Genomic DNA, 13,727 nt, shown 5'->3' on the forward strand with positions numbered 1-13,727 from the left:
CAGGATGGAGCCGTCCATGAGCAACATCGATCGTCGTACCCTGGTCAAGGGCTCGCTTGCCGCCCTGATGGCGGGGGCAGCCTTCTCGCGCGCCGCGCTTGCGCAATCGTCCGAACCGATTTTGCTGGGCGTCAGTGGTCCGTTGACCGGGCCGAACGCACAATATGGCACGCAGTGGAAGCAGGGCTTCGATCTCGCGCTCGACGAGATCGAGGCAGCGGGCGGCATCAACGGCCGCAAGCTCGCCTATAATTTCGAGGACAGCCAGAGCGACCCGCGCCAGTCGGTGGCGATCGCCCAGAAATTCGTCTCCGATCCCAGGATTGTCATGGAGCTCGGCGACTTCTCCAGCCCCGCCTCGATGGCGGCCTCGCCGATCTATCAGCGCGGCGGGCTGGTGCAGTTCGGATTCACAAATTCGCATCCCGATTTCACCAAGGGCGGCGACTTCATGTGGAGCACCTCGGTCAGCCAGGCTGACGAGCAGCCGCTGCTGGCGGCCTATGCCGTCAAGCGCCTCGGCCTGAAGAAGCTCGCCGTGCTGCACCTCAACACCGATTGGGGCCGTACCAGCCGCGACTATTTCGTTAAGGCCGCGAAGGAGCACGGCGCCGAAATCGCCGTCACCGAAGGCTACATCGCGGAGGAGCGCGACTTCCGCTCCACGCTGGTGCGTGTCCGCGACGCCAATCCTGACGGGCTGATCCTGATCTCCTATTATTCCGACGGTGCGCTGATCGCGCGCCAGGCGCGCCAGGTTGGGCTGAAGCAGGTGATCTGCGCCGCGAGCTCGGTCTACTCGCCGAAATTCCTGGAGCTCGGCGGCGAGGCCGTCGAGGATGTTCATGTCGGCACGCGCTACTTCCCGGAAGACCCGCGCCCCGAGGTGCAGACGTTCATCGCCGGCTTCAAGAAGAAATACAACGGGGTGGAGCCCGACGCGTTCAACGCCTACGCCTATGACGCGATGAACATGGCGGCCGCCGTGGTGAGGATCGGCGGCGCCGACCGGCGCGCGATCCGCGATGCCTTCACGAAAGTGAAGGACGTCTCGAGCGTGATCTTCGGCAAAGCGACGTTCGACGTCGAGAGCCGGCGCGTCAAGGGCGCCATGAATGCGGAGCTCGTCGTGCGCAAGGGCCAGTTCGCCCTCTGGGACGGCAAGCCGACCTGAGGGGATCTCCTGCGTGTCTTCCTGGCTCGACTACACGATCAACGGGCTGATCGTCGGTAACGTCTACGCCCTCGTTGCGGTCGGGCTCGCGCTGATCTTCGGCGTCAGCCGGCTGATCAACTTTGCGCAAGGATCGATCTACCTCGTCGGCGCCTATATCGGCTGGGTCGCGGTGGTGCAGCTGCATACGCCACTGCCGCTCACCATCATCCTGGTCGCGGTGGCGGCGGCGCTGGTCGGCTTGATCATCGAGCGGTTCGGCCTGCGCCCGCTGCAGAACTCGGTGCGCATCGCACCGCTGCTGGCGACCATCGGCATCAGCTTCGTGCTCGATCAGCTCGTGATGCTGACTTTTTCGCCCAATCCGCGCGCATTGCCGAGCCAGTTGCCGGATGTCCGCTTCCAGATCGGCGGCGGCACGATCGGCCCGCTCGATCTGCTCATCGCCGGTGTCGGCCTCACCAGCGCGTTGCTGCTGTTCGTGTTCCTGCGCTACAGCAAGCTCGGCTGGGCCGTGCGTGCCACCGCGCAGGACCGCGACGCCGCGATGCAGATGGGCGTCGACGTCAACCGCGTCAATCAGGCCGTGTTCGGCATTGCGGCTGCGCTCGGCGGCGTCTCCGGCCTGCTGGTCGGTATGTACTACAACCAGATCGACACCGCGATGAGCCTGCAGGCGACGCTCAAGGGCGTCGTCGCCGAAGTCGTCGGCGGTGCCGGCAATGTGCCGGGTGCGGTGATCGGCAGCCTGCTGCTGGGATTGGTGGAGAGCTACGGCGTTGCCGTGTTCGGCACCAGCTACCGCAACCTGTTCGCGTTCCTGCTGCTGGTCGTGGTGCTCGTGCTGCGCCCGAACGGTCTGTTCGCCAGCGCGCGGCAGGCGCCGCCCGAGCCGCTCACCGGCACTTTCATCGCGCCGAGCCGCCCGGTCTGGATTCCGCGCTGGGCTCTGCTGATCGCTGCCGTCGTCTTCGCGATCCTGCCGCTGTTGCCCGTGTCGTTCTACGTGCTCCAGACCCTGATCAACGCCTGGCTGCTCGGCATGCTCGCGCTGAGCCTCACCCTTGTTGCAGGCACGATTGGTCAGGTCTCGCTGGGACACGCCGCGCTGCTCGCGATCGGCGCCTACACCTCCGCGCTGCTGTCGCTCACGTTCGCTGTCCCGGTCGGCCTTGCCATCATCGGCGGCGGCCTGATGAGTGCTGCGCTGGGCACGGCGCTGATCTCGCCGTCGTTCCGGCTGCGCGGACATTATGTGTCAATCGCGACGCTCGCGATCGGCGAGATCGTCTCGCTGGTGATCCTGAATTGGGAGAGCGTCACGCGCGGGCCGATCGGCATCTCCGGCATCCCGCCGCTGTCGCTGTTTGGCTATGAGCTGGTCAGCCCGATTTCGATCTACTGGTTCAGCTTCATCGTGATGGTCGTGCTGGCGCTGCTGCAGGGACGCCTGCTCGGCTCGCATCTCGGCCGCAGCTTTCGCGCCATCCGCGACGACGACATCGCCGCGCGGGCCTATGGCCTCAGCCTGAATCGCTACAAATCGCTGGCCTTCATCTTCGGCGGCTTTGCCGCGGGGGTCAGCGGCGGCATCGCCGCGCATCTCTATTCCTATATCAACCACGAGACCTTCAACACGCAGCAATCCATCCTGGCGCTGACCGTCGTCATCCTCGGCGGTCTCGGCAATGTCGTCGGGGCGATTCTCGGGGCGGTCGCGCTGGTCGGCCTGCCGGAAGTGTTCCGCATCGCGGCGGAGTATCGCATCCTGATCTACGGCATCGTGCTGCTGCTGCTGGTGCGGTTCAGGCCGCAGGGCCTTTTGGGGACGGTGTGATGATGGACGCACACACGGCGATGCTGTCCCTGCGCGGGCTGACGCGGCGCTTCGGCGGCCTCACCGCCGTCGACGCCATCGATCTCGATCTCGCCAAAGGCGAGCTGATCAGCATCATCGGCCCGAACGGGGCGGGCAAGACAACGCTGTTCAATCTCGTGACCGGGCTTGACCTTCCGGACGCCGGGACGGTTCGCTTCGAAGGTCAGGACATCACAGGTTTCTCGCCGGAACGGCTGGCGGCCGGAGGCATCGCGCGGACGTTCCAGCTCGGCCGCGTCTTCGGCAATCTCAGCGTGATGGACAACGTCCTGATCGGTGCGCATACGCGCTTGCGCGCGGTGAAACCGGCAGTGCCGGTGATCGGCCCGCTGCTGGAATTGGGTCTGGCGCTGCTGCGCCCCGCCAGCGTCAAGGCGGAGGAAGAGCGGCTGCGCGAGGAGGTGAAGGTCATTCTCGCGCGCTTCGGCGAGCGGTTGCTGCCGCGTATCGATCAGCCGGCCTACAGCCTCTCTTACGCCAACCGCCGCCGCGTCGAGATCGCGCGCGCGCTCGCCTTGAAGCCGCGCCTGCTGCTGCTGGACGAGCCGACCGCCGGCATGAATCCGACCGAGACCACGGAGATGCAGGGGCTCGTCGCCGAGCTGAAAGCCGAAGGGCTGACGATCTTGCTGATCGAGCACAAGCTCGAAATGGTGATGCGCCTCTCCGATCGCGTCATCGTCATGGACGAGGGCAAGAAAATCGCGGAAGGCCCGGGCGAAGCGGTGCGCGGTGATCCCAAGGTGATCGAGGCCTATCTCGGCCACGGCCTGACGACGAAGCAGGAGAGCGCGGCATGACGAACCCGCCTCCCGATGCGCTGCTCGCGATCACCGACGTCAATACCTTCTATGGTCAGGCCCAGGTGCATTTCGACCTGTCGATATCAGTTCTGCGCGGCCACATCGTCTGCCTGCTCGGCGGCAATGCCAGCGGCAAATCGACCACGATGAAGATCATTCTAGGCCTCGTGAAGCCGCGCTCGGGCGACGTGACGTTCGACGGCACTTCGCTACTGGGACTTACCACGCCGCAGATCGTCCGCCGCGGCATCGGCTCGGTGCCGGAGGCACGGCGGCTGTTCGCCGACATGAGCGTCCGCGAGAACATTTTGATGGGCGCCTTCGTGCGCGACGACCGCGAGGCGATCGCGCAGGATCTCGACAAGATGCTCACGCTGTTCCCGAAGCTCGGCCAACGGCTGTCGCAGCGCGCCGGCTCGCTCTCGGGCGGCGAGCAGCAGATGGTCGCGATGGCGCGGGCGCTGATGAGCCGTCCCCGGATGATCGTGATGGACGAGCCGACCATGGGCCTGTCGCCGCTTTACGTCGACCGCGTGCTGGAGCTGATCCGCACCATCAACCAGGAGGGCGTCTCGGTCTTCATGGTCGAGCAGAACGCCAGCCTCGCGCTCGAGATCGCGCACGAGGCCTATGTGCTCCAGACCGGCAAGATCGTTCTCTCCGGCTCCGCCCGCGCGCTGAAGGACGATCCCCGCATCCGCGATGCCTATCTCGGCGGCTCCGAGGCGGCGTAGCGCCATCTCGGCCTGCATGGTTCGAGACGCCCGCCCTCGGCGGGCGCCTCACCATGAGGGTCTGGCAACCTCGCGGCGAAGCAAGACCTCATCCTAAAGGAGCCCGCGCAGCGGGCGTCCCGAAGGACGCCGCAAGCACTGCTGCAGAACCGTGCCGCCCCTCCGGGATTGCACTGGTCAGTATGACCACCTTATGAAAAGATCATACCGCTCGTGCGATGGATCGTGCAGCGGACGGAATGATTGGCGTGACGAAATTATCTTTGCGGGCGGTCGATCCCGGAATGATGCTGCTGTTCGGCGGGTTGATCGCGGCCAACATCGCGGCGTGGGCTTGGGCGTTCGCGGCGTTCGGTGACCGGCCGACGGTGATGGCGACCGCGCTGCTTGCCTGGGTGTTCGGCCTGCGCCACGCCGTCGATGCCGACCACATCGCGGCCATCGACAACGTCGTGCGCAAGCTGATGCAGGCCGGCGATGCGCCGCGCAGCGTTGGTCTCTATTTCGCGCTTGGTCATTCCACCGTGGTTGTGGTCGCGACCATGCTGCTCGCGCTGGGCTTGGTGAGCCTTGGCGGCGACAGCCTGCTCAAGGACGTCGGCGGCTTCATCGGCACGTCGGTGTCGGCGCTGTTCCTGCTGGTGATCGCGGCCATCAACCTGGTCATCTTCGCCGGCCTGTGGCGGACGTTCCGGATCGCGCGCGCGCAAGGCATTCACGACGCCGCGCAGCTTGATGCGCTGCTCGCCAGCCGCGGATTGCTGGCGCGGCTGCTCGGCCCGATGTTCCGCCTGGTGACCAAGCCGGCGCATATGTACCCGCTCGGCTTCCTGTTCGGCCTCGGCTTCGACACCGCCACCGAGATCGGCCTGCTCAGCATCTCCGCCAGCGAATACGCGCTTGGTGCATCGCTGGCCGACGTCATGGTCTTTCCCGCGCTGTTCGCATCAGGCATGGCGCTGGTCGATACCGCCGATTCCGCGCTGATGGTCAGCGCTTATCGTTGGGCCTTCGTCGATCCCTTACGGAAGCTCTGGTACAACCTCACGATCACCGGTGCCTCGGTCGCGGTGGCGCTGTTCATCGGCGGCATTGAGGCGCTTGGCCTGATCGGGGATCGGCTCGGCCTGTCTGGCGGTGTGTGGACGCTGGTCGACGGCCTCAACGATTCACTCGCGAACGTCGGCTTCGCCGTGGTCGCGCTATTCGCGATTGCATGGCTGGTTTCGGTCATGCTCTATCGCAGGCTATTCGCGCTCGAGCGGCGGCGCACGCCCGATGTGCTGGTGGGCGCCGATGCTACCGAGACAGCGTGAGTCAATCGTGGGCTCAAGCCGAAGCTGCGCTCTCCGCCGGCAGGTCGTCGGCATTGGGATCGCCCGGCGCGGTGGCCCACGCCAATTCCACCAGCGTCACGAACCTGCGGCCGGCGCCGTCGAGCTGGCAGACGATCAGGCCCTGCTCTTCCATGTAGCCGAGCAGGCGCTGAGCCCGGCGCAGCGAATGCGAGCCGTAGGCGCGGGCGATCGCGGCGTCGCCGGGGCAGGGCCAGCCTTCTTTCGCCGCGCGCGCGATCATCATGAACACGCCTTGCATGTCGTCGGGCAGGATCGAGGCGCGCAGCGACACGTCCTGCCAGGCGTCGTCCTCGGCATGCTCGGCGCCGAGCCCGGCGCGTGCGCGTGTCAGCATGCGGCGGAATTCGGTGAGGTCGGGCACCGCCGAGCCGAGTCCCTCGATGCGGCAGCGAACCACAAACTCCTGGTACAGCACGCCGACCGCGCGGAAACCGGCATCGGGCACGGCCAGCACGGCACGAAGGGTCCGATCCACGCGCTCGCGCCGTTCGGCGAGCTCTTCGGCACTGACGGGGACCTCGATCATTTCGGGCCCGATCTCCGGTGCCGCAGCCTTCGCGGCGCGGAGCTGCTCGAGCAGATCGGGCGCGGGCCGGCGCTGCGGCCGGCTGGCATCGGGCGGCGGCGCGGCCAGGATCACGGCGCGCATATTCTCGAGTGAGGTTTCGGGCATCGGCATCAGCCGCGGCGTGGAATTGCGCGGCTGGGTTTCGGTTGCGCCGATATTCAAACGCAGGGGGCGTCGCGACAGCGCGGGGCCGAGCGCCATGAATTGTCCGCGTTCGAGATCGCGAAACGATTCGGCCTGCCGCCGCTCCATGCCGAGCAGGTCGGCGGCGCGCGCCATGTCGATGTCGAGGAAAGTGCGGCCCATCAGGAAGTTGGACGCTTCCGCCGCGACGTTTTTGGCGAGCTTCGCCAGCCGCTGGGTCGCGATGATCCCGGCAAGCCCGCGCTTGCGGCCGCGGCACATCAGATTGGTCATCGCGCCGAGCGAAAGCTTTCGCGCTTCGTCAGAGACTTCGCCCGCGACCGCAGGCGCAAACAGCTGCGCCTCGTCGACCACCACCAGCATCGGGTACCAATGGTCGCGGTCCACGTCGAACAGTCCGCCGAGGAAGGCCGCGGCGCGGCGCATCTGGTTCTCGGCATCGAGCCCTTCGAGGTTGAGCACGGTGGAGACGCGATGCAGCCGCGCGCGCTCGCCGGCAACCTGAAGGCCGCGTTCGGTGTGATCCTCGGCCTCGATCACGAGATGGCCGAAATGCTCCGCCAGGGAGACGAAATCGCCTTCGGGATCGATGATGGCCTGCTGCACCCAGGGCGCGCTCTGCTCCAGCAGCCGCCGCAGCAGATGTGATTTTCCGGAACCCGAATTGCCTTGCACCAGGAGGCGGGTCGCCAGCAGTTCCTCGAGGTCCATGGCCGCCGCGGCGCCCGCCGTGGTCTGCCCCATCTCGATCGCAACCGTCATGCCCGACTCAAGTCCCATCATTCGCGGACAGGGGCTTATCAATCCGGCCACGGCGCGTCGAGCGCCATGGCGAGAATCATGCGTTGTTGCCCACGGCGGAGTTCAGGCGTGATTCGATTGCCGTAGAAGTGCGGGCCGATAGGGGGCTTGCGGATCGTCATCCTGGGGTATCGCTTGCGCGAGTTCCCCCGCTGATGTGCGAAACCGCCATTGCGCCGTGCGCTCGGCATGCGCCCCGTCAATGAGGGGTCCGCGAAGCCCGTTACAGCGCGCCCGATCCGCCCTGCACGATCTTCTCGTTGAGCTTCAGGTCCACGGTCTCGACGGTGCGGTCGATCTCTGCATTGGGCGCGCCGAGCTGATGCGAGATCAGCTTGACCAGCAGGTCGACGCGCTCGATGAAGGGTGCGCCGCCGGCCACCGCGCGCGCGGCCGATGACGGCTTCAGCAGGCTCTCGGCAGCCTTGGCGTATTTCGCGAACGGCACCTGGTCCTGCGGATCGGCGCCGAGGCGCCGGGCGATGGCGTCGACATGCTCGTAGATCGTCTGCGAGCGCGCGAGATCACCGTGCACGGCATCGCGGATCGACTGCGGCTCGTGCGGCGTGATGCAGCGGTAGTTGCCAGTCAGCAGCATCGACCATTTGGCCAGCGGCACGAACAGGGAATCGAACACCTTCAGCTTCACCGGCACGTCGTGGCCGTCGAGGGTCACCGCGTCGATGTCGGCTTCGAGCTCGCGCAGCACCTTGTTGTGCTTCTCGTCGGCGAACACGGATGCCTTGAAATTCGTGGGCAGACCGACGTGCAGCACGTTCGCAGCCTCTTCCGGCGGACGGAATGCCTGCGGGTCGGGCGAGCACAGGGTCACCAGCCCCGGCTCGAAGCGCTCCCACACCTGCGCATTGGTGTAGGCCTCCTCGAGATCCATGTCTGCGAGCGAGGGGATCCGCTTCAGATAGGGCAGCGGCGGCATGTTCATGATCGAGAGGCACGGCAGCTTCGCCGCGGCGATCCTGACCATGAGAACGCGCACCGTGTGGTTGGTGTATTGCGGCTCCTGCATTGCAAGGCCGACCATGTCGTAACGGGACAGGTCCACATTGGCCGGCGTCACGGCGTCGAGCTTGCCGGGCAGGTCGCGCGAGAAGATGGCGCGGTGAACCGCCTCGTCACGCAACTTGATGCGCACCTCGGTCCCCTCGCGGTTGATCAGCTCCGCGGTCTTGGCGCGGCAGACCAGGGTCACATTGTGCCCCGCCATCAGCAGCTTCGTGCCCAGCAGGGAGCCGTAGGAAGCCCCGAGAATCAGGATGTTACGCGCCATGTCTCGTCCCTTTGACAATTGGTGATTTTTGGGCCCCGGCCGTCAGCCGCGGGCGAGTTTGGCGGGCATGTAAGGCAAAGTGCGTGGGGATGGCAACTGGGATAATGGATACAAGGCGCGGATCAGCGGGCGGCCCGGCGTGTTGCTTGACGCCGAAAGCAAGACGACGCCAAACCGGCGGCGGTTGTGCAGGGTCGTTGAGTTGCTCAAATAACTGGCTTACCGAAGTAAGAAATGTTGCACATCTCGATCGCCCAAGCTCTCCCAGAACGCGATCATACCTCGTCACGTCTCGCGCGCCGGGTGCGGATGAGCGACTTCGAGGATTTTGTCGCGCCGGTTTTCCTGCGACATTGACTAGCGGAAAGTCCTTTGTCGAAGGCCGTCGGCATCGATCAGGCGGTAACCCGCCGCATTTTTATCGCTGGCGTGATTGGTGGCGCGCCGGATCGGCGTCATGAGGAATCATGATGGAAGCCGACACAGGCGATGCCTTCTCCCTCGTTAAATGAGCTCCAATTTTAGTCGTCCACCGCAACAAAAAACTGCAAACGCGGGACAGCAAAGAATGGCAGAGTGGTGCGGGCCTAAACTGTGTATCAGCAACGGAGCTGAGACGTGACGATTGAGTTGGAGTCGGCGTGCGACTTGTTTTGCGACCGGTTCGTTCGGACTGTAGTCCGTCCGGTCCAGTGCCCCCGCCCGCGAAGGGAAAACGGAACGATCATCGGGACGGCAGACGCAAGCGCGATCACGCACGCGTGACGTCGCATCGAGCAGACATGCAGGGCGTTGCGCTGACGGCGCTGCGCCGAGTCCAAGCAACCGCCGACGCGCCGTTCGGGGACGGACATGGAAGATGATCATTGGCCTCACGGCACGTGCGACGGCGCCGGTCGAAGCCTGGCGTGCTTGCGAAAACGTGCGTCCCATTTTTTTGAAAGCTTGTCCGTCGGGGAACTCGTGCGCGAGGCGCACAGGCATCGGTGGATTTCGGAGTGGTTGAGGATCTCAGGCGAGTACCGGATATTCGCCGAATCGGCGCGCGTAACCAGTTCAGCTCAGATCGTGCGGGAAGCGTGGCTGTGCTCGCTGACGGCCCTTGAAGTCGCGAGGAACCTGTCTTGGCCCGGAGATCCCGGGGGTACCGACCTCGTAGACAAGGTCAGACTCTGCCTGCGGGGCTTCGAGGAGGACGCCGGTTCGGCGATCGAGCGTGTGGAGATCGACTGCTTTGATCAAGGCTCGCTTGCGGGCTACTTTCTGCCGGCGTTCCCCGATCGGTCTTTCGCACCCGCGGTTATCTGCGTCAGCGACGAGGACATCACCCTCGGCTCGATGATGAGCAGGCTGTTGCCGGCTTCAGGGCGACGGAACGTGTCACTCCTACTCGTTGATGCCGGCGATTCATCCGGTCGTAGCCCCTTCAAGCCGGCGCATATTCTTCAATGCTGGCTGGATTACCTGGAAGCTCGTCCGGACGTCGATTCGCAGCAGATCGCGGTCTACGGCGAGGGGGCGGCCGCCAGTCACGCATCCCGTCTTGCCCTCGTGGATCGCAGAATGGCTGCCGCCGTGTGCGACGGCGGCATTGCGACGCCGGTCATGCGCCGGGCATCGCTGCGCTGGATGATCGGCGTCGAGCAGGCGGTCCGTGACGGGCCCTCGACGGGTTCGTTGCTGCCGTTGTGTCGGATACCTTGCCCGCTTCTGATGGTCGTCGGCAGCCGCTCAATGGTTTGGGAGGAGGATGCTCTCGAACTGCAAGCCGGCTATCGGCAGGCCGGAGCCGATTGCGCGACCGTCGTGCCGAACTGCATTCCGTACCCTCTGGGCGAGGTCGAGAATTTCATCGCGGTGGACGATTTCATTTTCGAATGGCTCGACAGCAAACTTGGAATTGCCCGCCAGCTGGATTCCGTGACCTACCTCTAAGGCGCCAAGAGATTGGGGGAAGGCGAGAAAAGATTGGGAAGGCGAGGAGAGATTGGGGATGAATCGAGGCGCGCGTTCCGCGCCTGACGTCAGGGAGTCAGGAAGCGTCGATGGCCAGCAACCGTGCGGCCAGCCGGGCATTCTTGGCAATCGTTGCGAGCGCGGCATTCAGATCGGCCAAGGTCTTCTCGTCGAGCTCGTTGAACATGGTCGAGTTCAAGGCGAGCTTTCTCTTCGACAGTTTTTCGATCTCCGTCGTTGCTTTCGCCGTCAGCGACATCAGGACGTAGCGTGCGTCTTCTGCGGCCGGCCGTCGCGACAGGAAGCCGCCCTTTTCGAGACTCTTGGTCTGGTTGGTGACGAAGGCGGGGTGGACGCGCAGCTTGTTCGCGATGTCGATTCCCGCGACACCTCGCCCCTGGTCCAGTTCGGTGATGGCCATCAGGATCAGCCACTGCGGCTCGGTAATGCCCAGCAGTCCGGCCCAGCTGGTGTGGATGTCCTCCAGCTGGGAATGAATTTCGACGACGTTCCAGATGAAGTCCGTAATCGCCCTGTCGAGTTTCTTCTCGATCATGTGGCTCCCTTCCCCGTTTATCCCTTGCCTATCCTTAATGGGATATCTTGGAAGCGTCTCGAAAATCGCGCGCCGACCAAAGGGGAGATACCGGGCGGAAGAAATCGTAGGCTCACTTATTACTTGCAAAGAACAATTAATTTTATTATCGACTATCGCGCTCTATTTCGCTGCTCTTGACCCACGCGACGGACAGCGATGCGAGACCTCCAAGAAGCCCTCGGGATGCCCCCCGAGGGCTTTTCTGGTCTTTCTATAGTGATCTTCCGGGGTGATGTCGCGCTGTTGCCCTCAAGCCACATCGCGACCCGAAGTGTCGATTCATCAAAGCAATAAATTGAGACCATTGTTTTTATAAACTATATGTGAAGCCGCGACGGAGGGGGCACCTCGCTGTCGTTTCAGTCCGAACCTTCGGTGCGGACCTGAATTGAACGGAAATTGAGAGGGTAAAGCGGCGTCCACCGAGGACCCGAGCCCCCTGAACCGACCTGGAGGTTTACTGATGAAGTTGACGAAGACACTCTTTCTCGGCTCGGCTGCCGGCCTGATGGCCGCCTCCGGGGCGTTCGCTGCCGATCTTCCCGTGAAGGCCAAGGCGGTCGAATACGTGAAGATCTGCTCGCTGTACGGCGCCGGTTTCTACTACATCCCCGGCACCGACACCTGCATCAAGCTGGGTGGTTACCTGCGTGCCGATGCGAACCTCAATACCAATTCGGACTTCAACCCGAACCAGAGCGGTGTTGCCGGTGCACGCAACCGCCTGATGAACTACTACACCTTCCGCGCTCGTGAAGACCTCAACATCGACACCCGCACCGCGACCGAATACGGCGTGGTCCGCACGTTCTTCGACGGCGTCTTTACCTGGACGACCGGCAACTATTCGGGCACCGGTTCGGCAACGGGTGGCACCCAGTACAGCGGTACGCTCGGTCTCAACGCTGCGGGCACAGGCCTCGTCGGTTCGGGTAGCGGCAACGTCAACGGCACCGACGGCAATACCTCGGCCGGTGCGCTCGGCGTATACTACGCCTTCATCCAGTTCGCCGGCTTCACGATGGGTAAGGCCGTGTCGCAGTTCGACGCGCCCTGGACCAACTATCCCGGCAACATCACCGACAACCTCGTCGGCGGCAGCGGCACCGTTACCGGCGTCACCCAGTTCACCTACACCGCCGACTTCGGCCAGGGCGTCACGGCATCGTTCTCCGCTGAAGATGCGACGGCCTACTATCAGGCCGGCAACCTCAACATGACCGGCGCGACCGCAGGTGGCATCATCGGCGGCTCATACGGCACCAACGCCCTCGGCGGCTCGCGTTCGCCGAACCTCGTCGGTCAGGTGCGTGTCGATCAGGCCTGGGGTCTCTTCCAGGCGTCAGTGGCTGCGCATGACAACCATGTCGCCTATTACGGCGCGACCGAAGCCACCGGCCATCCCGACGACAAGTGGGGTTGGGCGGTTCAGCTCGCTTTGTCGATCAAGAACATCCCGACCGGCGCGGGTGACACGATCAACATCCAGGGCGTCTACACCGACGGCGCGACCCGCTACAACTTCCAGAACCTGTCGGGCAGCAGCTACTCGCTGTTCGGTAGCTCGGGTGTTGCCTACCAGAGCGTTGGCTTCGCCAATGCTCCTGACACGGTGTACGTGACCGGTAGCTCGCAGGAAACCGTCAAGACGTGGGGCTTCCGTGGCGCTTACACCCACAACTGGGATCCCAACTGGAACTCCTCGCTGTACGGTGCTTACGCTCAGGCCCAGTTCGGCACGCTGGCCAAGACCACCATCTGCGGCGCCGGCGGCGGCGCCGGTGTGTTCGGAGCCCTGGCAGGTGTGACGGGTTGCAACCCTGACTTCGCGATCGGCCAGCTAGGTGTCGTCACCCGGTGGACCCCGGTCAAGAACCTGACCTTCTCGGCGGACGTGTCCTGGACCCATCTCGACCAGAAGTATTCTGGTACGGTTGGCGCCTCCCCGAGCGTCGCGACCGCCAAGCCAACCGCGGCCTACGAGCTGAAGGATCAGGACTCGGTCGCCATGATCCTCCGCGCTCAGCGCAACTGGTAAAATCTATCGAAACACATGAACGAACACCCGGCGGGAAACCGCCGGGTGTTTTTTTGCGCAAGGCAGATGATATAGGGCGGCGAAGCCCCGGTGCCCGGATGGAGCGGAAGCGTGATCCGGGGGCTGCTCGCGCTGCGTCCGGCACCTTCCCGGATCACGCTTCGCTTCATCCGGGCTACGGGACCGCGCCTGTGTCGCCCCCGTGTCAATCCGCTCTCACAAAAATATTCCGCTTTACCGAAATTCGGAAACTACGTATGTGTCGTGCATCCCGGCTCATCCTTGAGGGGCGATCTTGTGGTCGTCATGTTCGCGAGCCGGGCTTGCGGTGGACGCGGCAGCGTTCGGGTGCGAGAGGCCAAGGGCAGGGCGGATTGCTCTCCGTG

11 protein-coding genes are annotated in these 13,727 nt (G+C 64.3%); 7 read left to right on the forward strand and 4 right to left on the reverse strand.

Annotation, left to right across the window (positions count from 1 at the left end; translation table 11 throughout):
• Positions 1-16: 16 nt before the first annotated feature.
• The 5 genes from AB3L03_RS25030 (at position 17) to AB3L03_RS25050 (ending at position 5,906) form a co-directional block, all read left to right on the forward strand.
• Positions 17-1,174, forward strand: a complete 1,158-nt coding sequence (locus tag AB3L03_RS25030; protein WP_026232631.1) for an ABC transporter substrate-binding protein — start codon at positions 17-19, stop codon at positions 1,172-1,174.
• Positions 1,175-1,187: 13 nt separating this feature from the next.
• Positions 1,188-3,011: an ABC transporter permease gene (locus AB3L03_RS25035; protein WP_204512172.1), complete on the forward strand. Its 1,824-nt coding sequence runs from the start codon at positions 1,188-1,190 to the stop codon at positions 3,009-3,011.
• Positions 3,011-3,853: an ABC transporter ATP-binding protein gene (locus AB3L03_RS25040; protein WP_018453942.1), complete on the forward strand. Its 843-nt coding sequence runs from the start codon at positions 3,011-3,013 to the stop codon at positions 3,851-3,853. The genes AB3L03_RS25035 and AB3L03_RS25040 overlap by 1 nt, the downstream gene beginning before the upstream one ends.
• Positions 3,850-4,590 carry an ABC transporter ATP-binding protein gene (locus AB3L03_RS25045; protein WP_204512171.1) on the forward strand — a complete coding sequence of 247 codons (741 nt, stop codon included), beginning with the start codon at positions 3,850-3,852 and terminating at the stop codon, positions 4,588-4,590. The genes AB3L03_RS25040 and AB3L03_RS25045 overlap by 4 nt, the downstream gene beginning before the upstream one ends.
• Positions 4,591-4,874: 284 nt before the next feature.
• The gene (locus AB3L03_RS25050; RefSeq protein ID WP_094183266.1) at positions 4,875-5,906 is read left to right on the forward strand and encodes a HoxN/HupN/NixA family nickel/cobalt transporter; all 1,032 of its coding nucleotides are present in this window, start codon (positions 4,875-4,877) and stop codon (positions 5,904-5,906) included.
• Between the two features lie 13 nt (positions 5,907-5,919).
• Here the strand turns inward: AB3L03_RS25050 and AB3L03_RS25055 are convergent, their stop codons facing one another.
• The 3 genes from AB3L03_RS25055 to AB3L03_RS25065 form a co-directional block, all read right to left on the reverse strand.
• Positions 5,920-7,422, reverse strand: a complete 1,503-nt coding sequence (locus AB3L03_RS25055) for an ATP-binding protein (RefSeq protein ID WP_204512170.1) — start codon at positions 7,420-7,422, stop codon at positions 5,920-5,922.
• Between the two features lie 38 nt (positions 7,423-7,460).
• Positions 7,461-7,583 carry a hypothetical protein gene (locus AB3L03_RS25060; protein ID WP_268738936.1) on the reverse strand — a complete coding sequence of 41 codons (123 nt, stop codon included), beginning with the start codon at positions 7,581-7,583 and terminating at the stop codon, positions 7,461-7,463.
• Between the two features lie 101 nt (positions 7,584-7,684).
• Positions 7,685-8,749 carry a ketopantoate reductase family protein gene (locus AB3L03_RS25065; protein WP_007595931.1) on the reverse strand — a complete coding sequence of 355 codons (1,065 nt, stop codon included), beginning with the start codon at positions 8,747-8,749 and terminating at the stop codon, positions 7,685-7,687.
• An 852-nt stretch (positions 8,750-9,601) separates the two neighbouring features.
• On the opposite strand from AB3L03_RS25065, the gene AB3L03_RS25070 reads away from it, so the two are divergent.
• Complete coding sequence (locus tag AB3L03_RS25070; RefSeq protein ID WP_247337728.1) at positions 9,602-10,684, forward strand: alpha/beta hydrolase; 1,083 nt, start codon at positions 9,602-9,604, stop codon at positions 10,682-10,684.
• 97 nt (positions 10,685-10,781) lie between these two features.
• Here AB3L03_RS25070 and AB3L03_RS25075 read toward each other — a convergent pair whose 3' ends face one another.
• The gene (locus AB3L03_RS25075; protein ID WP_085357570.1) at positions 10,782-11,261 is read right to left on the reverse strand and encodes a MarR family winged helix-turn-helix transcriptional regulator; all 480 of its coding nucleotides are present in this window, start codon (positions 11,259-11,261) and stop codon (positions 10,782-10,784) included.
• 505 nt (positions 11,262-11,766) lie between these two features.
• Here AB3L03_RS25075 and AB3L03_RS25080 point away from each other — a divergent pair.
• The gene (locus AB3L03_RS25080) at positions 11,767-13,341 is read left to right on the forward strand and encodes a porin (protein ID WP_085357572.1); all 1,575 of its coding nucleotides are present in this window, start codon (positions 11,767-11,769) and stop codon (positions 13,339-13,341) included.
• The last annotated feature ends 386 nt before the right edge of the window (positions 13,342-13,727 follow it).

This window comes from Bradyrhizobium lupini, assembly GCF_040939785.1.
Lineage (GTDB): Bacteria > Pseudomonadota > Alphaproteobacteria > Rhizobiales > Xanthobacteraceae > Bradyrhizobium > Bradyrhizobium canariense_D.